This window comes from Ramlibacter sp. (assembly GCF_050250995.1).
Classification (GTDB): Bacteria; Pseudomonadota; Gammaproteobacteria; order Burkholderiales; family Burkholderiaceae_C; genus Ramlibacter.
Genome location: NZ_JBFWNP010000026.1, coordinates 16,260 through 35,487, shown reverse-complemented (window position 1 = coordinate 35,487; position 19,228 = coordinate 16,260). Strand labels below are relative to the sequence as shown.

The 19,228-nt window shown below is 68.1% G+C and carries 13 protein-coding genes; 2 read left to right on the top strand and 11 right to left on the bottom strand.

Annotated elements, in window-relative coordinates; translation table 11 throughout:
• Nucleotides 1–197: 197 nt before the first annotated feature.
• The 4 genes from AB7E83_RS16810 to oxc all read right to left on the bottom strand — a co-directional run bounded on the left by AB7E83_RS16810 (nucleotide 198) and on the right by oxc (nucleotide 7,142).
• Nucleotides 198–1,907, bottom strand: a complete 1,710-nt coding sequence (locus AB7E83_RS16810) for an NADH-ubiquinone oxidoreductase-F iron-sulfur binding region domain-containing protein (RefSeq protein ID WP_428571457.1) — start codon at nucleotides 1,905–1,907, stop codon at nucleotides 198–200.
• Nucleotides 1,908–1,978: 71 nt separating this feature from the next.
• Nucleotides 1,979–4,111 (bottom strand): acetate--CoA ligase family protein, encoded by a 2,133-nt coding sequence (locus tag AB7E83_RS16805; RefSeq protein ID WP_428571455.1) that lies wholly within the window; start codon nucleotides 4,109–4,111, stop codon nucleotides 1,979–1,981.
• A gap of 25 nt (nucleotides 4,112–4,136) precedes the next feature.
• Nucleotides 4,137–5,384, bottom strand: a complete 1,248-nt coding sequence (frc, locus tag AB7E83_RS16800; RefSeq protein ID WP_428571453.1) for a formyl-CoA transferase — start codon at nucleotides 5,382–5,384, stop codon at nucleotides 4,137–4,139.
• 33 nt (nucleotides 5,385–5,417) lie between these two features.
• Nucleotides 5,418–7,142: an oxalyl-CoA decarboxylase gene (oxc, locus tag AB7E83_RS16795; protein WP_428571451.1), complete on the bottom strand. Its 1,725-nt coding sequence runs from the start codon at nucleotides 7,140–7,142 to the stop codon at nucleotides 5,418–5,420.
• A 96-nt stretch (nucleotides 7,143–7,238) separates the two neighbouring features.
• On the opposite strand from oxc, the gene AB7E83_RS16790 reads away from it, so the two are divergent.
• The gene (locus AB7E83_RS16790) at nucleotides 7,239–7,847 is read left to right on the top strand and encodes a Crp/Fnr family transcriptional regulator (protein WP_428571527.1); all 609 of its coding nucleotides are present in this window, start codon (nucleotides 7,239–7,241) and stop codon (nucleotides 7,845–7,847) included.
• Here the strand turns inward: AB7E83_RS16790 and AB7E83_RS16785 are convergent.
• Together AB7E83_RS16785 and AB7E83_RS16780 are read right to left on the bottom strand one after the other, a co-directional pair.
• Nucleotides 7,844–8,341 (bottom strand): response regulator, encoded by a 498-nt coding sequence (locus tag AB7E83_RS16785; RefSeq protein ID WP_428571449.1) that lies wholly within the window; start codon nucleotides 8,339–8,341, stop codon nucleotides 7,844–7,846. The genes AB7E83_RS16790 and AB7E83_RS16785 overlap by 4 nt on opposite strands.
• The gene (locus AB7E83_RS16780) at nucleotides 8,338–13,596 is read right to left on the bottom strand and encodes a trifunctional serine/threonine-protein kinase/ATP-binding protein/sensor histidine kinase (RefSeq protein ID WP_428571448.1); all 5,259 of its coding nucleotides are present in this window, start codon (nucleotides 13,594–13,596) and stop codon (nucleotides 8,338–8,340) included. The genes AB7E83_RS16785 and AB7E83_RS16780 overlap by 4 nt, the downstream gene beginning before the upstream one ends.
• Nucleotides 13,597–13,795: 199 nt before the next feature.
• Here AB7E83_RS16780 and AB7E83_RS16775 point away from each other — a divergent pair, with 199 nt between their 5' ends.
• A complete protein-coding gene (locus tag AB7E83_RS16775; protein ID WP_428571446.1) occupies nucleotides 13,796–14,131 on the top strand; it encodes a DNA-binding protein in 336 nt (111 codons plus the stop codon).
• 9 nt (nucleotides 14,132–14,140) lie between these two features.
• Here AB7E83_RS16775 and AB7E83_RS16770 read toward each other — a convergent pair whose 3' ends face one another.
• The 5 genes from AB7E83_RS16770 to AB7E83_RS16750 all read right to left on the bottom strand — a co-directional run bounded on the left by AB7E83_RS16770 (nucleotide 14,141) and on the right by AB7E83_RS16750 (nucleotide 19,118).
• Complete coding sequence (locus tag AB7E83_RS16770) at nucleotides 14,141–15,670, bottom strand: tripartite tricarboxylate transporter permease (protein WP_428571444.1); 1,530 nt, start codon at nucleotides 15,668–15,670, stop codon at nucleotides 14,141–14,143.
• A 21-nt stretch (nucleotides 15,671–15,691) separates the two neighbouring features.
• On the bottom strand, nucleotides 15,692–16,207 hold the full coding sequence (locus AB7E83_RS16765) for a tripartite tricarboxylate transporter TctB family protein (protein WP_428571443.1): 516 nt from the start codon (nucleotides 16,205–16,207) through the stop codon (nucleotides 15,692–15,694).
• A 31-nt stretch (nucleotides 16,208–16,238) separates the two neighbouring features.
• Complete coding sequence (locus tag AB7E83_RS16760) at nucleotides 16,239–17,255, bottom strand: Bug family tripartite tricarboxylate transporter substrate binding protein (RefSeq protein ID WP_428571441.1); 1,017 nt, start codon at nucleotides 17,253–17,255, stop codon at nucleotides 16,239–16,241.
• A 141-nt stretch (nucleotides 17,256–17,396) separates the two neighbouring features.
• Entirely contained in the window at nucleotides 17,397–18,311 is a 915-nt protein-coding gene (locus AB7E83_RS16755; protein WP_428571440.1) for a methionyl-tRNA formyltransferase, read from the bottom strand.
• A gap of 6 nt (nucleotides 18,312–18,317) precedes the next feature.
• Entirely contained in the window at nucleotides 18,318–19,118 is an 801-nt protein-coding gene (locus tag AB7E83_RS16750) for a sulfite exporter TauE/SafE family protein (protein ID WP_428571439.1), read from the bottom strand.
• Nucleotides 19,119–19,228 lie beyond the last annotated feature (110 nt).

Sequence of the window (19,228 nt, the reverse complement as noted above, 5' to 3'; positions counted from 1 at the left end):
AATCGTGATCCGACCCCATTTGCTTGTCGGCGTTCATCGTGTGGCTGGCTGAGAGCAATTGGGGTCGGATCAAAATTTCGCGTGAGGTCATGTCGAAGGTCGAGGTGTCCCCCGAAATTTTGCTCTGACCCCGATTGCGGTCGTGGCAATGGCCGAAGACGCACGACCCCATTTGCTTGTGCCGCTCCTGAACTGGTTCACCCCAGCTCGTGCGGGAAATACATGATCACGCAATCCACGGGATTCGGCGCCGCCTGTCCCAGCCCGCAGATCGAGGCGTCTCGCATCACCTGCGAAAGATCCGCGAGCAGGGGGACATCCCAGCGCGGCGACGCCATGATCGCCAGCGCCTTTGCGGTGCCCGCGCGGCAGGGCGTGCACTGGCCGCACGACTCCTCCGCAAAAAATCGCATCAGGTTCCTCGCCGCGCCGACCGCCGTGTCCTGGTCCGACAACACCACGATCGCCGCGGATCCGATGAAACAGCCATAGGGCTGCAAAGTATCGAAGTCAAGCGGAATGTCGTTCATCGAAGCCGGCAGGATGCCGCCCGAAGCGCCCCCTGGCAGGTAGCCGTAGAACCGGTGCCCCTCGGCCATCCCGCCGCAGAACTCGTCGATGAGTTCCTGGATCGTGATGCCGGCCGGCGCGAGCTTCACGCCCGGATGCTTCACGCGGCCCGACACGGAGAACGAACGCAGTCCCTTGCGTCCGTTGCGCCCCTGCGAACTGAAGGACTCCGGGCCTTTCTCGATGAGGTCGCGCACCCAGTACAAGGTCTCGAAGTTGTGTTCGAGGGTCGGCCGTCCGAACAGGCCCACCTGCGCGACGTACGGAGGACGCAAGCGCGGCATCCCGCGCTTGCCCTCGATCGATTCGATCATCGCGGACTCTTCGCCGCAGATGTACGCCCCGGCGCCGCGACGCAGTTCGATGCGCGGCATGCCCGCGGCGAAGGGCTCCGAGGCGAGCCGGGACAACTCGTGCTCCAGCACCGCACGGCACCCGTGATACTCGTCGCGCAGGTAGATGTAGATCGCATCGATGCCGACGGCCCACGACGCGACCAGCATGCCTTCGAGGAAGCGGTGCGGATCGCGTTCCAGGTACACGCGGTCCTTGAACGTCCCCGGCTCGCCTTCGTCGATGTTCACCGCCATCAGGCGGGGCGCGGGCTCGGCCCGCACGATCTTCCACTTGCGCCCGGCCGGGAAGCCCGCGCCGCCGAGGCCGCGCAGACCCGAAGACTCCAGCGCTGCGATGACCTCGTCCACCGACTTCGCGCCGCCCAGGCACTGTTCGAGCAAACGGTAACCCCCGTCGGCGCGGTACTGCGCGAGATCGACGTAGGGCTCCGGCTCATGCACCGACGCACCCGCGCGCGCGACTTCGACCACGCGCTCCACGGTCGCGTTCGGCACCGGGTTCTGACCGACCACCGCGGCGGGCGCCTGTTCGCAGCGTCCGATGCAGGGCGCGGGAATCACGCGGACACCGGGGCCGAGCAGGGCGGGCAAGCGCTCCAGCAAGGACGCAGCTCCTGCCATTTCACAGGACAGGCCGTCGCACACGCGCACCGTCAGGGCAGGGGGCGCGACGCCGCCTTCCTTCACGATGTCGAAGTGGTGATAGAACGAAGCGACCTCGAACACCTCGGCCTGCGGAATGCGCGTCTCTTCGCCGAGCGCGGCGAGATGCGCGGCCGACAGATGCCCGAAGCGGTCCTGCAGCCGGTGCAGGTATTCGATGAGCAGGTCGCGGCGCTTCGGCATGTCGCCGAGCAGCTCGCGAACCTCGGCGAGCGAAGCTGGGTCCGCGCGGCGGCCCTTCGGCCCCCGGCGCTTGCGCTCGCGCAGTTCTTCGCCGGTGGGGCCGGCGGCGGCAATGGGTATGACTCGGTTCAACACGCAGTTCAGCTTACATCATGCCGTGAGCAACCCGGCCGCGGCGCGAGCCGCCCATTCGCATGCGCAGCGCTTCAGAGCAGCCCCGCCGCACGCGCCCACTGGTACTTCGCGCCGAGGATCTCGACCGGAATTTCCGTCGAGTAGGCGTACGCGGGAATGCCGTTCTCGTACAGGTACTGCGCCGCCTCCTCCACCTCGACGTCGCCCGCGAGCGAGGCGACGACGGGCTTGATCTTGCCCTTCTCCTTCATCTCGTTGACCACCTGGACCATGTTCTTCGCGAACACCATGGGCGGCGTCACGATCGTGTGCCAGTAGCCGAGGATGAGCGCATGCACGCGGTCGTCTTCGAGCCCGAGGCGCACGGTGTTGATGTACGTGATGGGCGGCTCGCCGCCGGTGATGTCCACCGGGTTGCCGGCCGCGCCGAAGGGTGGAATGAACTTGCGGAACGCGGCGTCGAGGTCTTCGGGCATCGGCTTGAGCAGCTTCAGGCCGTTGTCCACGCACGCGTCTGACAGCAGCACGCCCGAGCCGCCCGCGCCGGTGATGATGACGACGTTCTCGCCCTTGGGCGTCGGCAGGATCGGCACGCCGCGCGCGAAGTCGAGCATCTGCCGCAGGCTCTTCGCGCGGATCACGCCGCTCTGGCGCAGCACGTCGTCGTAGATCTTGTCGGTGCCCGCGACAGCGCCGGTGTGCGACGCCGCAGCGGCCGCGCCCATCGCGGTGCGGCCGGCCTTGAGCATGATCACCGGCTTCTTCTTCGACACGCGCTTGGCCACTTCCGCGAACGCGCGGCCGTCCTTCAGGTCCTCGGCGTGCTGCGCGATCACCTTGGTGTTGTCGTCCTGCTCGAAGAAGAGCAGCAGGTCGTCCTCGTCGATGTCCGACTTGTTGCCCAGGCCGACGATGGCCGACACGCCCATCTTCGCGGAGCGCGAGTAGCCGATGATCGCCATGCCGATGCCGCCGGACTGCGACGACAACGCGGTGGAGCCCTTGTAGTCGTAGGCCGTGCAGAAGGTCGCGCACAGGTTCGACGGCGTGTAGTAGAAGCCGTAGATGTTCGGCCCCATCAGGCGGATGTTGTACTCGCGCCCGATCTTCTGCAGCTCTTCCTGGCCCTCGATGTTGCCGGTCTCGCCGAAGCCGGACGGGATGAGGATCGCGCCCGCGATCTTCTTCTCGCCGCACTCCTTCAGCGCGCCGGCCACGAGCTTCGCGGGAATCGCGAACACGGCGACGTCGATGTCCTCCGGCACGTCCTTGACGCTCTTGTACGCCTTGTAGCCGAGGATCTCCGCTTCCTTCGGGTGGATCGGGATGATCTTGCCCTGGTAGCCGCCGTTGATGAGGTTCTTCATCACGGAATTGCCGATCTTCCCGGCCTCGGACGAGGCGCCGACGACGGCCACGGCCTTCGGCTTCATGATGCGGTTCATCGACGCGACGACGTCCTTCTCGTCGGGGCGATGGCGCGCCGGCTTCGGCGTGAAGTTGACGATGATGCGCACGTCCGCCGCGATCGCGCCGGTCTTGCTCGCGAAGATCGGGTTCAAGTCGAGCTCGCTGATCTCGGGGAAGTCCGTGACGAGCTGGCTCACGCGAACGATGGTGTCGGCGAGCGCCTCGCGGCTCACGCCTTCGGCGCCTCGCACGCCCTTGAGGATCTCGGCGGCCTGGATGCCGTCGAGCATCGACAGCGCGTCCTGCGTCGTCGCCGGGGCGAGGCGGAACGTCACGTCCTTCAGCACTTCCACCAGCACGCCGCCCAGCCCGAAGGCCACGAGCTTGCCGAAGCTGTCGTCGCTGATCGCGCCGACGATCACTTCCTGCCCGCCCTTGATCATCTGCTGGACCTGCACGCCCAGGATGTTGGCGTCGGCCTTGTACTTCTTCGCGTTCGCGAGGATGGTGTCGTAGGCCGTCGCCGCTTCGTCGGCATTTTTCAGGCCCACCAGCACGCCGCCCGCTTCGGTCTTGTGCAGGATGTCGGGCGACACGATCTTCATCACGACCGGGAAGCCCATGGACGACGCGAGCTTCGACGCCTCCGCGGCGCTCCCCGCGACGCCTTCCTTCGGCACGGAGATGCCGTAGGCCTCGCAGACCTCGCGGCCTTCCGGCGCGGTGAGGGAGTCGCGCCCGGCGGCCTTCACCGCATCGAGCACCTTGCGCACTTTGGATTTGTCGTAGCTCATGTCTGCCTCCTGTTGCCGCGTGGGCTTAGATGACCTTGGCTTGCTTCAATTCGGCGATCTGTTCGGCCTTGTAGCCGAGCTGCGTCAGCACTTCGTCGGTGTGCTCGCCGAGCCCGGGCGAAGCCGTGACTTCGGTCGGGCTGTCCGACAGCTTGATCGGGTTGCCCACGGTGAGGTATTTGCCGCGCTTCGGATGGTCCACCTCGACCACGGTGCCGGTCGCGCGCAGCGACGGCTCCTCGGCGAGTTCCTTCATCGAAAGAATCGGGCCGCAGGGAATGTCGTACTGGTTGAGGATGTCCATCGCCTCGAACTTCGTCTTGGTCTTGGTCCATTCCTCGATGCGCGAGAAGATGGTCTTCAGGTGCGGCAGGCGCGCCTTGGGCGTCGCGTAGCTCGGGTCGGTGATCCACGACTCCTCGCCGATCACCTTGCAGATCTTTTCCCACACCGGCGCCTGCGTGATGAAGTAGATGTAGGCGTTGGGGTCGTGCTGCCAGCCCTTGCACTTGAGAATCCAGCCCGGCTGCCCGCCGCCCGAGGCGTTGCCCGCGCGCGGCACGGCCTCGCCGAATTCCTTGTCGGGGTACTGCGGATATTCCTCGAGCACGTGCTTCTCGTCCAGGCGCTGCTGGTCGCGCAGCTTCACGCGGCACAGGTTCAGCACGGCGTCCTGCATGGCGGCCAGCACGCGCTGGCCCTTGCCCGTGGTGTTGCGCTGGTACAGCGCGGTCACGATGCCGAGCGCGAGGTGCAGGCCCGTGCCGCTGTCGCCGATCTGCGCGCCCGTCACCGTGGGCGGGCCGTCGTCGAAGCCGGTGGTGGAGGCCGCGCCGCCCGCGCACTGCGCGACGTTCTCGTAGACCTTGCAGTCCTCGTACGGACCGGGGCCGAAGCCCTTGACCGAGGCGACGATCATGCGCGGATTGATCGCCTGGATCTTTTCCCACGAGAAGCCCATGCGATCGAGCGCGCCCGGCGCGAAGTTCTCCACGAGCACGTCGCAGTGCTTGATCAGCTCGATCAGCACTTCCTTGCCCTTGGGGTTCTTGGTGTCGAGCGTGATGGACCGCTTGTTGTGGTTCAGCATCGTGAAGTAGAGGCTGTCCACGCCCTCCTTGTCGCGCAGCTGCTGGCGCGTCACGTCGCCTTCACCGGCCTTCTCGACCTTGATCACGTCCGCGCCGAACCAGGCCAGCAGCTGCGTGCAGGTGGGGCCCGATTGCACATGCGTGAAATCGAGGATCTTGACGCCTTCGAGTGCTTTTCCCATTTGCTTCTCGCTTCTCTCAGAGTTTGAAAATCGTCACTTCTTTTTCGCCATGGCCGGATTCAGGCTGGTGATGCGCCCGCTCTCCGTGCCCGCGGTTTCGTCGATGATCGCGTTGATGAGCGTCGGCTTGCCGCTTGACACGGCTTCGTCCAGCGCCTTCTTCAGTTCCTCCGGCGTCGCCGCGCGCACGCCCGCGCCGCCGAAGGCCTGCATCAGCATCTCGTACTTCGCGTCCTTCACGAACACGGTCGGGGCGACGTCGCCGCCGCGCGGGTTCTGGTCGGTGCCCTTGTAGACGCCATTGTTGTTGAAGACGATCACGCACACCGGCAGGTCGTAGCGGCAGATGGTCTCGACCTCCATCCCCGAAAAGCCGAACGCGCTGTCGCCGCACACGGCGATGACCGGTTTTTTCGTCTCGACGGCGGCCGCGACCGCGAAGCCCATGCCGATGCCCATGATGCCCCAGGTGCCCACGTCGAGGCGCTTGCGCGGCTCGTACATGTCGACGATGCTGCGGGCGAAGTCGAGCGTGTTCGCGCCTTCGTTCACCAGGATCGCGTCGGGCCGCTCCTTGATCTTGTTGCGCACCACGTTCAGCGCGGAGTGGAAGTTCATCGGCGACGCATTCTTCGCGAGCGTCTCCGTCATCTTGGTCAGGTTCTTGTCCTTGCGCTCGGCGATGGCGCCGGTCCAGTCGGCCGGCGGCTTCTGCCAGTTGCCGCCCAGGCCCGCGTTCAGCGCGGCGATGCACGAGCCGATGTCGCCCACCAGCGGCGCGTCGATGGGGACGTTGCTGTCGGCTTCCGTCGGCGAGATGTCCACCTGGATGAATTTCTTGTTCGCCGTGTCCTTGGCCGACGACGCGCCCCAGGTCTTGCCCTTGCCGTGCGACAGCAGCCAGTTCAGGCGCGCACCGACGAGCATCACCACGTCGGCTTCGGCCAGCACGTAGGAGCGCGCGGCGGACGCGGACTGCGCATGGTTGTCCGGCAGCAGGCCCTTGGCCATCGACATCGGCAGGTAGGGAATGCCGGTCTTCTCGATGAACGACTTGATTTCCTCGTCGCAGCGCGCGTAGGCCGCGCCCTTGCCGAGGATCACGATGGGCTTCTTCGCGGACTTCAGCACGTCGAGCGCGCGCGCCACCGCATCCGGCGCCGGCAACTGCTTCGGCGCCGCATCGACCACCTTGATCAGCGAACGCTGGCCCGCGGCCTTGTCGATCGTCTGCGCGAAGAGTTTCGCCGGCAGGTCCAGGTACACGCCGCCGGGCCGCCCCGACACCGCCGCGCGGATCGCACGCGCGATGCCCACGCCGATGTCCTCGGCATGCAGCACGCGGAATGCCGCCTTGCACAGCGGCTTGGCGATGGCGAGCTGGTCCATCTCCTCGTAGTCGCCCTGCTGCAGGTCCACGATCTCGCGCTCGCTGGAACCGGACACGAGGATCATGGGGAAGCAGTTCGTCGTCGCGTTCGCGAGCGCCGTGAGGCCGTTGAGGAAGCCGGGCGCCGAGACCGTGAAGCACACGCCGGGCTTGCCCGTGAGGAAGCCCGCCGCCGCCGCCGCGTTGCCGGCGTGCTGTTCGTGGCGGAACGAGATGACGCGCAGGCCTTCGGCCTGCGACATGCGCAGGAAATCCGTGATGGGGATGCCCGGCAGGCAGTAGATCGTGTCGAGGCCGTTGAGTTTCAGCGCGTCGATGACGAGGTGAAAACCGTCGGTCTGCTCAGGGGTGGAGGTCTCTTGCGTCATGGCGTGGAGGCGTGGAAAGGGGGGTGTCTACCTGCGGGGTATCATAGAAATCGCCTTTGCCAATCGCTCTTGACCACGGTCAAGTTTCGGGAATACGTGAGCTCCATCGACAGCCATCCGGAAAAGAACGTCATCCGCGTCCAGCTCGCGCACAACGCCGTGCTCAAGGGCATGACGGCGTCGCAGATGGTGGAGCTGGAGCCGCATCTCGAGGTCATCGACTGCCCCAAGGGCGATGCCCTGCTCAGCCAGGGCGTCCACGAGATGGAGCAGTACTTCATCCTCGAGGGCATCCTCAAGCGCGTGGTCGCCAACACCGAGGGCAAGGAGATGATCCTGCGCTTCGCGGAGGAAGGCGAGATCGAGACGAGCTACGCCGCCTGGCGGCTCGGCACGCCCGCGCCGTACAGCGTCGTGAGCGTGACGAAGGCGCGCGTGGCGAAGATGCCGCTGCGCGACTGGGTCGCGTTCATCGAGCGGCACACGGGGCTGAAGCAGACCTTCGAGTATTCGGTGATGCAGCACATGAGCGAGATCATGGCGCACACGATCACGCTGCACCTGCTCGATGCGCCGGGACGCTTCCACCGCTTCATGCGCAAGCACCCGGAGCTGTTCGACCGGATCCCGAAGAAGGAACTGGCGTCGTACCTCAATCTGTCGGCGGAAACCTTGAGCCGCCTGAAGCAGCGCGGAAAGATCTAGGCCGCGGCCGGGCCGGACCACTGGCCGGTCAGCGACTCCGCGAGTTCCAGCACGTCCTCGGGCTCGAAGGGCTTGCGCAGCAGCGTGACGCCCGGCCCGCCTTCCAGCTGGTGGAGCACCTCGTCCCATGCCAGGTCCGAGTAGGCGGTGCAGATCGCGACCTGCACCCGGGGATCGGCTTCCCAGAGGTGGCGGATTGTCTCGACCCCGCCCCAGCCGGGCGGCATGCGCATGTCGACGATGGCGAGCGCGTAAGGCTCCTCGCGCTCGACCGAGCGCTCCACTTTCTGCAGAGCTTCGCGCCCGGTGTACGCGGAGTCGATCTCGAAGCGCGCAGGCGCCGACGCCTCCGCGCGGCCGAAGAGGATCGCCTCGTCGTCGTCGAGGTGGGTCGCCGCCGCGTGAGAAGGCGGCCGCGCGAGGATGCGCTTGAAATCGTCGTGGATCTCCGGCATGTCGTCCACGACAAGGATGCGTCTGTTCTTGGCGGTCATGGCGCTTCTTGTTCGTCCATCTTCACCGGCACCTCCAGGATGAACGTCGCACCCCGGCCCCGGCCCTCGCTCTCCGCCTCCAGTGTGCCACCCATTTCCAGCGCCGCCAATGCGCTGCCGTGCAGGCCGAAGCCGTGGCCGCTTTTCTTCGTCGTGAAGCCATGGCCGAAGATGCGCGAAAGGTTCCCAGCCTCTATGCCTTCGCCCGCGTCGCGCACCGTGATGCGCAGGCGATCGCCGGGGACGGCCACCCGTCGCACGCCGATGGTGAGACGGCGCGCGTCGGCGGGGGTTACATGCATGGCCTCGATGCCATTGCCGATCAGGTTGACCAGGATCTGCAGCAGCCGGGGCCGGTCGAGCGGCAGGCGCGGCAGGGCCTCGAACTCGCGCAGGATCGAGACGCCGTGGTCCGCCAGGGCGCTGGCGCACATGTGCAACGCTTCCTCCAGCAGCTCGTGGACGCTCTCGCTCGTGAGCACGCTCGACGAGCCGGCATGCGACTGCTGCGTGGCCACGATGTCGCGGATGTGGTGGATGCTGCGCGTCAGGCGGTCGATCTCCGACAGCACCTCGCTGCGCTCGCCCGCATGGACCTCCACCAGGTTGTTCAGGTAGCGCGGGAGCACGCGGCCGCGTCGGTCGTCGCGCAGGAAGGCGCCGAGGTCCGCCGCATGCTCGTTCACCAGCGCCACCGCCTGCGCGAGCCCCTGCATGCGGGTGAGCCGCACGCGCTCGCGGACGACCTGCGCGGAGACGACGACGCTCGTGAGCACGTTGCCCACGTTGTGCAGCACGTTGTTCGCGACCTCGGCCTTGCCTGCCCGGCGGGCGAAGGCGACCAGCTCGGCCTGGGTTTCCTCCAGCTGCCGGGTCCGCTCGCGGACGCGCTCCTCCAGGCGCTCGTAGAGCAGGGCGTTCGACAGCGACACGGCGAGCTGGCCCGCGATGAGCGTGACGGCGTCCAGCCGGTGGGCGCCGAAGGCCGCGCGGCCGGCGCGGTTCTCGAGGTAGAGGAAGGCGGCGATGCCGTGACTCTCGATGGGCACCACCAGCAGCGAGCAGTGCGCGACGCCTCGGAAATAGGGGTCGCGGGCGAAGCGGTCGTCCAGCAGGGCGTCGTCGATGCGAAGCGGCTCCCGGGTGCGCTCGGCGTACCGGAACACGGACAGGGGCAGCAGGCCGTCGGCCGCCGCGCGAGCGAGGGGGACGGACGCCTCTCCGGTGCCGGGGGGCAGGAGGTGCCATTCGTCCGACTCGCGGAACAGGACGCGCACGCAGCCGGCGCCCGTCATGGCCGCCAGCGTCTCGCCGACGCGCGCGGCCACCGCGTCGATGCGGGTCTGCGAGCTGAGGGCCTGCGAGGCGCGCAGCACGCCCAGCAGGTCCAGCGCCTCGGTCGAGATCGCCCCGCTCGGGTGCGCGGCGGGGGCATCGGCGGGCTCTGCGCCTTCCTCGGGTCCCCGGCGCTCGCCGGCGGCGCTCGCGGGCATCCAGGGGTGTCGGCGGTGCAGGTCGGCGACCTTGCCCGCCGCGCCCCAGGACCGGTACTCGTCCCGCGCGAGCAGCAGCAGGCGCCGGCCGGTGAAGGCCTGACCCGTGGCGTCGAGGAAGCTGCCCGCACGTTCCGCCACGAAGGCCCGGTGCCAGGGCCGCTGCCGGGCGAATGCCAGGGCCAGCGCGTCGTCGTACGCTCGCGTCGCCTGCGCCGTGTCGCCGATCGCCCATGCGCGCTCCGCGGTGAGGAGGCGGGAGAGGTGGGCGTAGTTGGCCGGTTGCAGGTCGGCGCGCTGTGCCATCCATGCCGAAGCGGCATCGACGATGGCGAGCTGGGCTTCGGCGTCTCCCGGGGACTCGCGCACCTTCCAGGCAGCGACCAGGGCGCGCAGCAAGGTGGCATGCACCGTGGAGTAGTAGGGCCGGATGTACTCGCGCAGCGGCTCCACGGCTTCGACGTGCGCCGCCGCGCGGGCATAGTCGCCGAAGAGGACGGCGGCCAGGCCCATGCGGACATGGCACATGGCCAGCGGCGTGCGGTAGGAGCCGAGTTCCGCCAGATGGGCCGCGGGGTCGAACTCCGCGTCCGCGAAGCTGCCGGGCGAGTCGGTCTCGCCCCGCATCGCCCGGACGAACTGTCGCAGGCCGAGCATCAGCATCGTCGACGTCCGGTTGCCGATGTTCACGCTCAGCGCGAAGCCGCCGGCGAACTCGGCGTCGCTCGCGCGAAGCGAGTCGGCGATGTCGATCATCGACTGCGAGGGGAAGGTGTAGCAGGCGTAGGCCAGGTCGCCTTCTTCCTGCAGAAGGCGCCGCGCTTCGAGCTGGTCTTCGACGTTCTCCTCCAGTGGCTGGCTCCAGTGCCCCAGGAAGGCCGAGTAGACGTGGAGCGCCTCGCCGGTCAGCGACGCCCAGCCGCGCCGGCGCGCGGCATCGAGCAGCTGCCGGCCGAGCCGCGCCGCGCCGGCGTAGTCCGCCCGGCGATAGATCAGGAGGATGCAGGCGCGCATGAGGCAGCTCACCAGCGTCGGGCTCGGCCCGACGGACAGCCAGCGCCGATGGCTCTCGTGCAGCAGCCACGCCGCGGTCTTCTCGTCGTTCGCGAAGAACGCGGACCGCAGGCTACGGTTCATCAGCAGCGCCACGCCGGGCGCCGACGCGGCGGCGGTGTCGGTCGCGTTCGACGTCGCCCGGCGCGCGTCGTCCGCGAATGTCGCGCAGATCGCGTCGAGCTGGCGGTCGGTCTCCGTCTCGGACCACGCCTGCGGCGCCGCGAGCCCGAGCTGGCCCAGCACCGAGACGCCCAGGGCCAGCCCGTCGCCGGCGCGGCCGCGCATCTCGAGGCTGCGCACCTGCAACGCGGTCGCCATGGCGAGGTCCGCGGCATCGACCTCGTCGACTGCCAGCTGCGCATACACCGCGTCGGCCTCGTCCAGCTGTCCGAGGCTGTAGAGCGCGCCATGGCGGGCCAGATCGATCGCCACGGCAAGCTCCGGCCCCGCGGGCGCGACCGGTTGCTGGACGATGGCATGCGCGGTCGCCAGGAATCGCTCAGCGAGCGCGTGCGTCGCGCGTTCTCCCACCCGGCCCGCCACCTTCAGCAAGTGCGAGGCGACTTCGTGCCGCTTTTCCGGGTCGTCCAGCAGATGCGCGCAGGACAGGTACTGCTGTGCCGCCTGCACTTCGAAGGCCGGCATGGCCGCCAGCCGCGATGCGATCGCGAGCTGGAGCCGGCCGCGCTGGTCGTCGGTCAAGGTGTCCAGCACCGCCTGCTGCACGCGGTCGTGCCGGAACCGGACGAAGTCACCCCTGGCCTCCGCCAGCAGGAGGCCGTCCTCGATGGGCGCCTGGAGGCTCTCCGCGAGCGTCTCCGCGCCGAGGCCCATCGCCGCGCCCAGGAGCGTTCGCTCGACCGCGCCGCCCAGCAGGCTCATGCACTCGAGCACTTCGCGCGACGCGGGCGGCAGGTTGCCCACGCGCGAGGCAAGCAGGTTCGCCACGCTGCCGGGACCCACGAACCGCGGCACGGCGAGGGCGTCCCAGCGCCAGCCGCTCTCGTCCAGCCACAGGGCGCCTTCGCCACGCAGGGCGTTGACCATCTCGACCGTGTCGAACGGGTTGCCGGCCGTGAGCTTCATCAGCGCCGCCGCCAGCGCGTCGGCCCGCGGCGCCGGCAGGCGCAGCATCCCCGCGAGGAGGTCGGCGGTGCCGGCTTGCGAGAGGTTCGCGAGCCGCAGTTCGAGCGGGGGCGCGGGGAGCCGGCGCCATTCGTCCAGCATCCGGGGCAGTTCGCCCGCGTCCTCGCGCTCGCCGCTGCGCCAGGCCCCGACGAGCAGGAGACCGTGCAGGTCACGGCGCTGCAACAGGTGCTCGAACACCCGCAGGCCGAGGACACTCGACCACTGGAGATCGTCGACGACCATCACGAGCGGCTCGCGCGGTGAAACCAGGGTGGCGATCAGCTCGCAGACCGAGACGACGAGCCGCAGTTCGTCCTGCGCCGGGTCGGAAGCGCGCAGCTTCGGTTGCTCGCCGAGCAGCAGGGCGAATTCGGGGAGCCACTCGCCGATGAGCGCCGCGTTGCGACCGAGCCGGGCGAGAATCCGCTCGCGGTGCGCGGCCACCGCGTCCGCGGGCTCCGCGAGCAGCAGGCGCCCGAGCGATCGCAGGGTCTGGGTGACGCCGCCCGAGGCACTGAGGTCCCGCTGGTACTGGTCGAACTTGCCGTAGGTGAATCGGCCGCCGGCTGCCGCGGCGAGCGGTTGCAGCCGGTGGATCAGCGCGCTCTTGCCCACACCGGCCGCACCCTCCATCAGCAAGGAGCGCGCCGCGCCGCGCTTCACCTCGCGGAAAGCGGCCTCGATCTGCCGGACCTCGGCATCCCGCCCCACCAGCGATTCAGGGGGAACGAGGCGCGCCGGGAAGTCGAACTCGCCCAGCGCGAAGTGTTCTTCGGACCCCCCGGCGAGGGCGTCGCGCAGGCGCGCGAGGTCGTGCGCCAGCCCTTCTGCGCTCTGGTAGCGGCGGTCGGGATCCTTGGCGAGCAGCCTCAGGATGATCGCCGACAGCGCCGGGGGCAGCGAAGGTTCGACCTCGACGGGGGCGCGCGGCTCGCGCACGAGGTGGTCGTGAACGAGCTCGAGCGGATCGGTCGACGTGAAGGGGGGGTGGCCGGTCGCCATCTCGTACAGCGTCGCGCCGAGCGAATAGAGGTCGGCCCGGTGATCGACGCGTCGTCCGGTACGGCCGGTCTGCTCGGGGGCGAGGTACGCGATCGATCCGGCCATCGGCGCGGCGGGCGTCCCGCTCGCGTGCGAGTCCGCGAAGATGGCGCGGTCGAAGTCGAGGAGCACCGGCGTGCGGCGCGAGTGCAGGACGACGTTGGCGGGGCAGATGTCGCGATGGATGACCCCGGCGCGATGGATGCCGGCGACGGCCCGCGCGAGCGCGAGCCCGAGTTCGAGCAGTTCCGACAGCGCCACGGGGCCGGCCCGCAGCAACTGCAGCAGCGTGAGGCCGCGGTAGTCGGCCAGCGGCAGCGCGCTCGAGGTCGTCGCCGCGGAGGCCTGCTGCACGACACCGGCGACGCCGCGCAGCCGTTCGAGCACCTGCGCCTCGTGGCGCAGCCGCCCGGCGGCGTCGGGACCCAGGTGCTCCTTGAAGACGACGCCGGGCACGTCGGGGCGCCGGTACACCCGCGCGCTTGCGCTCCGGTAGAGAACCTGGGTGTCCTGCGCGGCGGGGGCGGGTGGGCGCATCTCGAAGCCTCGATGCCCTGATCCGAACATGACCGCGGGAAAACTGCAAGCTGTCGAACCCCGAGTGGCTGCAGAGCGCGTGGACGCGGCCGCGCCGCAGGGGCTATGGTAACGTTCAAGTTACCATCGATCAGCTAGTTTTCGGCTCGCCGTCGCTTCGGCGCCGCAAGGGAAACATAGCCCCCACAAGAGGTAAACGATGGCACTGACCCGAAACTTCAAACACACCGTGGTCGAGCGTGTCGAGCGCGATCCGGCCTTCGCGAAGGCGCTGCTCGACGAGGCGGCGACGCTATTCCTGAGCGGCGAAGCCGAAACCGCGCGCGTGATTCTGCGCGACCTTGTCAACGCTACGCTCGGTTTCGAGCGGCTCGCGGAGGCCACCGAAAAACCGAGCAAGAGCCTGCATCGCATGCTGTCGCCGAAAGGGAATCCGAGCATGGACAATCTAGCCGCGATCTTCAGTGCGGTTCAGCACTGCCTGGGTGTCGGCCTGAAGGTGCATGCGGTGAAGGCGCGCGCGAGCACCTGTTGAAGAGTCGACTCAATCCACCGGCTGCTCCGCCGCGAACGCCTGCGGCTTCGGCTTCCTCACCTTCGCGATCGCTTTCGAGATCAGCGGCCAGAACAGCAGGAGCAGCGCCAGCGTCGTGATCGAGCCGACCAGCGCGTTCGACATCAGGATCGACAGGTCGCCCTGCGACACCAGCATCGCCTGGCGGAAGGAGTCTTCGGCCTTGTCGCCGAGGACGAGCGCCAGCACCAGGGGCGCGAGCGGGTAGTCGAGCTTCTTGAACACGTAGCCCATCACGCCGAAGAGCAGCATGAACCACACGTCCAGCATCGCGCTGTGGACCGTGTACGCGCCGATGGCGCAGATCACCACGATGACCGGCGCGATGATCGAGAACGGGATGCGCAGGATCGAGGCGAAGAGCGGCACCGTCGTCAGCACCACGATCAGCCCCGCGAGGTTGCCGAGGTACATCGAGGCGATCAGGCCCCAGACGAAGTCCTTCTGCTCGACGAAGAGCAGCGGACCGGGCTGCAGGCCCCAGATCAGCAGGCCGCCCAGCAGCACGGCCGCCGTCGGCGAACCGGGGATGCCCAGGGCCAGCATCGGCAGCAGCGCGCTGGTGCCGGCGGCGTGCGCCGCGGTCTCGGGCGCGATCACGCCCTCGATCTGGCCCTTGCCGAAGCGCTCGCCGTCGGGCGACATCTTCTTCGCGAGGCCGTAGCTCATGAACGACGCGGGCGTCGCGCCGCCGGGCGTGATGCCCATCCAGATGCCCACGAGCGAGCTGCGCACCGACGTCATCCAGTACTTCGGCAGCTGCTTCCACGTCTCGAAGACGACCTTCGGGCTGATCTTGGCCGACTTGCCGCTGAAGGCGAGGCCTTCCTCCATCGACAGCAGGATCTCGCCGATGCCGAAGAGGCCGATGACGGCGATGAGGAAGTCGAAGCCGCGCATCAGCTCCGTCATGCCGAAGGTCAGGCGCAGCTGGCCGGTGACCGTGTCCATGCCGACGGCGGCGAGCGCGAAGCCGATCGCCATGGCCGCGAGGATCTTGAAGGGCGAGCCCTTGCCCATGCCGACGAAGCTGCAGAAGGTGAGCAGGTAGACGGCGAAGAACTCCGGCGGTCCGAACTTGAGCGCGAACTTCGCGACCAGCGGCGCGAGGAAGGTGATCATGATCACCGCCACCAGCGCGCCGATGAAGGACGAGGTGAACGCCGCGGTGAGCGCCTGCGCGGCTCGCCCGTCCTGCGCCATCGGATAGCCGTCGAACGTCGTCGCCACCGACCAGGGCTCGCCGGGAATGTTGAACAGGATCGAGGTGATGGCGCCGCCGAAGAGGGCGCCCCAGTAGATGCACGACAGCATGATGATCGCCGAGGTGGGCGACATCGTGAACGTGAGCGGCAGCAGGATCGCGACGCCGTTGGCGCCCCCGAGCCCCGGGAGCACGCCGATCAGCACGCCCAGCGTGATGCCGACGAACATCAGGAGCAGGTTCATGGGCGTGAGCACCACGCCGAACCCGTGGAACAGGGCGCTGATCTCGTTCATCGTCGCTTTCCGCCTTTTTTTCTAGTAGCCGAGGAAGGAGAGCGGGTGAAAGACGCCCTTGGCGAGCGGCACCTTGAACCACACTTCGAACATCAGGAAGAACACGGCTGCGATGGCGACGCCCCCGGCGATGCTCTTGGCCGGGTTGATCTTGCCGAGCCAGGTCATGAACACCGCCATGTAGATGGCCGAGGCGACGTAGATGCCGATGAACTGGATCAGCCCGACGTAGACCACCGCCGGCAGCAGCACGACGAGCACGCGCCGAAGCGACGCGTTGTCCACGAACACCTCGGTGTTGCGCTTCTTCCCGAGCACGGCCTGGTAGAGCGTGCCCGCGCCGGAGACGCACAGGATGATGCCGATGTAGAAGGGAAAGTAGCCGGCGCCGGGGCCGTCGCTCGTCCAGCCGGTGCCGAGCTTGCGCGTGCCGGCGATCACCAGGAGGCCGAGCCCGATCACCAGCAGGGCGACGACGGCCTCGACGATGTACGTCGGCACGCCGTTGCGCGCCTCCGCGGTTTCCATGTTGTCCATGCGAAGGCGCTCCGGGTCTGCTTTTGTTTTCTTACTGGGCGATGAAGCCGGCTTCCTTCATGAGCACGCGGTGCTGCTGCTCCGCCTGGCCGAGCCACGCGAAGTATTTCTCGCCCTCCATGAAGGTCTGGTTGAAGGCGCCTTTTTCCATGTAGTCCTTCCACTCGGGCGTCTCGCGGATCTTCTTGAGCAGGTCGACGTAATACTCGGTCTGCTCCTTCGTCACGCCCGGCGGCATGAAGATGCCACGCAGCATGGTGTAGGCCGTGGGCACGCCCGCTTCCTTGCAGGTCGGGATGTCCTGCCAGGACTGCGTCTGCGTGATCTTGGCCGGGTAGGGCATGCGCTTCTCGTCGAAGACGCACAGCGGGCGCAGCTGGCCCGCGCGCCATTGGGCCACCGCCTCGATCGGGTTGTTGACGGTGGAGTCGACGTGCTTGCCCACGAGCTGCACGGCGACCTCGCCGCCGCCGCGGAAGGGCACGTAGATGAATTTCGTGCCGGTGGCCTTCTCGATGCCGACGGTGAGGATCTGATCCTCCTGCTTGGAGCCCGTGCCGCCCATCTTGATCTTGCTCGGACCCGCGGCCTTGACGGCGGCGAAGTAGTCCTTGGCGGTCTTGTGCGGGGTGTCGGCATTGACCCACAGCACGAAGTTGTCGAGCGCCATCATGGACACCGGCGTCATGTCGCGCCAGTTGAACGGCACGCCGGTGGCCAGCGGCGTCGTGAAAAGATTGGACAGCGTGACGACCAGCTTGTGCGGCTCGCCCTTGGCGCCCTTGACGTCGAGGAAGCCCTCGGCTCCCGCGCCGCCGGACTTGTTGACGACCACCATGGGCTGGTTCATCAGCTTGTGCTTGACGACGATGCCCTGGATGAGACGCGCCATCTGGTCGGCGCCGCCGCCGGTGCCGGCTGGCACCACGAACTCGACGGGCTTGGTGGGCTGCCACTTCGCTTGCGCGTGAGCGGGCAGGGAAAGGACTGCGGCTGCAGCGGCTGTCACGGCGGCAGCCGCGGCTGCCATGCGCGAAATTCTCTTCATCGCCTTGTCTCCTTTTATGCCGGGATCGTGTTCCCGTGGGGGCATTTTGATTCTTGACCGCCGTCAAGAAATCGGTAATTTCGCGCTCCCCTAGGGTTTGCACCGAAGGACGCGAGCCACCGTTTCTTCTACAGGCCCGGCCTATGCGCCCAGGCCCGCGCCGCGCGCGAACTCGCCCGCGTTCATCTTGGCGCCGCCTTCGGGGCGCACGCGCAGCGCTTCGATCTGCCCGCCCTGCGCGTTGAGGAACACGGAATCCGCCGTGACCGCCGCGACCTCGCCCGGCTGGCCACGCACCGCGCCGAAGGTGCGCACGACGTGCTTGCGGCAGTCGTAGATCCACACCTTGCGCCCGCCGAGGGTGGTCCAGGCGCCGGGCGCGGGATTGCAGCCGCGGATGAGGTTGTAGACGTGGTCCACCGGCGCGTGCCAGTTGATGCGCGACTCGGCCTCGTTCACCCAGCCCTCGTAGCTTGCTAACGTCTCGTCCTGCGGAACTTCGTCGCGCCAGCCGCCCGCGACCTTGTCCGCGCCCTCGAGCAGCGCCTGAACGCCGAGCGGGAACAGCTTGTTGAAGTACAGCTCGCCCAGCGTCTCGTCGGGGCCGATGTCGCAGCGCTTCTGCAGCACGATCGGGCCTTCGTCGAGGCCGTCCGTCGGCCGGAAGATCGTGATGCCCGTTTCCTTGCGCCCGAGGATGATCGGCCAGCTGATGGAGGAGGGGCCGCGGTGCAGCGGAAGCAGCGACGGATGGAACTGGATCGTGCCGAGCTTCGGGATCGTCACGAAGGTGTGCGGCGCGAACTGCAGCACGTAGGCCATGATGCCGAGGTCGGCATCGAGCGCCCGCATGGCCGCTTCGGCCTCGGGGCTGCGCAGGCTCTTGAACTGGAACACGGGCAGGCCCAGCTTCTCGGCGGCGGCGCGCAGCGCGTCCGGCTTCGCGCCGGGCGGCTCGGGCTTGCAGAACACGCCCGCGACCGTGTCGCCGCGCGCGATGAAGGCCTCGAGGACGGCGCGGCCGAAGTCCTGTTGTCCGATGAATGCGATTTTCATTCGACCTCAGCGAAATAGAAAGTAGGCGGCCAGCGCGTACAGCACGAACGCGAAGGCGCGCTTGAGCGGACGGATGTCCATCCGGTGCGCCGTGCGCGCGCCCAGCGGTGCGAGCGTCACGCTGGCCAGCGAAATGATGACGAGTCCGGGCAGATAAAGATAGCCGATCGCGCCGGGCGGCATCTGCGGCAGGTCCTGACCGGCCCAGATGTAGCTCAGTGTGCCGGCGATGGCGATGGGAAACCCGAGCGCGGCGGACGTCGCCACGGCCTCGTGGATCTTCACGTTGCACCAGGTCATGAACGGCACCGAAACGAACGCGCCGCCCGCGCCGACGATGGACGACAGGAAGCCCGCGACGCCGCCCACGCCGAACATCGCGAGCGGCCCCGGCAGCGTGCGCGTGGGTTTCGGCTTGCGATCGAGCAGCATCTGCGTGGCGGAGAAGGCGACGAAGAGGGCGAACAGCACGCCGAGCAGCTTGCCCGGCATGAACACCGCCACCTGCGCGCCGAGGAAGCCGCCGACGAGGATGCCCGGCGCGAAGCTGCGGACAACCTCCCAGCGCACCGCGCCGCGCTTGTGGTGCGCGCGCACCGACGACATCGAGGTGAAGCAGATCGTGGCGAGCGAGGTGGCCACGGCCATCTTCACGGTGTAGTCGGGCGCGAAGCCCTTGTTCGCGAGGATCATGGTGATGAAGGGCACCATGACCATGCCGCCGCCGATGCCGAGGAGCCCGGCCAGGAAGCCGGAGCCGATGCCGAGGGCGGCGAATTCGGCTATCAGGAGGGGGTCGAGGGGCATGCGGGGGAGGGGGACTGCGCGGGCGAGCATATCCGAAGCGCAAAATCGGAAAGGCCCACGGCCACCGCGGTGGCCGCGGCATGCGAGGCTCTCTGTCGCAACTGCTTCCG

Bases quoted from the DNA above. Each gene is read 5' to 3' on its own strand.
- AB7E83_RS16805 (WP_428571455.1), bottom strand. From the start codon at position 4,111: ATGAGCTACGACAAATCCAAAGTGCGCAAGGTGCTCGATGCGGTGAAG.
- frc (WP_428571453.1), bottom strand. From the start codon at position 5,384: ATGGGAAAAGCACTCGAAGGCGTCAAGATCCTCGATTTCACGCATGTG.
- oxc (WP_428571451.1), bottom strand. From the start codon at position 7,142: ATGACGCAAGAGACCTCCACCCCTGAGCAGACCGACGGTTTTCACCTC.
- AB7E83_RS16785 (WP_428571449.1), bottom strand. From the start codon at position 8,341: ATGACCGCCAAGAACAGACGCATCCTTGTCGTGGACGACATGCCGGAG.
- AB7E83_RS16780 (WP_428571448.1), bottom strand. From the start codon at position 13,596: ATGCGCCCACCCGCCCCCGCCGCGCAGGACACCCAGGTTCTCTACCGG.
- AB7E83_RS16775 (WP_428571446.1), top strand. From the start codon at position 13,796: ATGGCACTGACCCGAAACTTCAAACACACCGTGGTCGAGCGTGTCGAG.
- AB7E83_RS16770 (WP_428571444.1), bottom strand. From the start codon at position 15,670: ATGAACGAGATCAGCGCCCTGTTCCACGGGTTCGGCGTGGTGCTCACG.
- AB7E83_RS16765 (WP_428571443.1), bottom strand. From the start codon at position 16,207: ATGGACAACATGGAAACCGCGGAGGCGCGCAACGGCGTGCCGACGTAC.
- AB7E83_RS16760 (WP_428571441.1), bottom strand. From the start codon at position 17,255: ATGAAGAGAATTTCGCGCATGGCAGCCGCGGCTGCCGCCGTGACAGCC.
- AB7E83_RS16755 (WP_428571440.1), bottom strand. From the start codon at position 18,311: ATGAAAATCGCATTCATCGGACAACAGGACTTCGGCCGCGCCGTCCTC.
- AB7E83_RS16750 (WP_428571439.1), bottom strand. From the start codon at position 19,118: ATGCCCCTCGACCCCCTCCTGATAGCCGAATTCGCCGCCCTCGGCATC.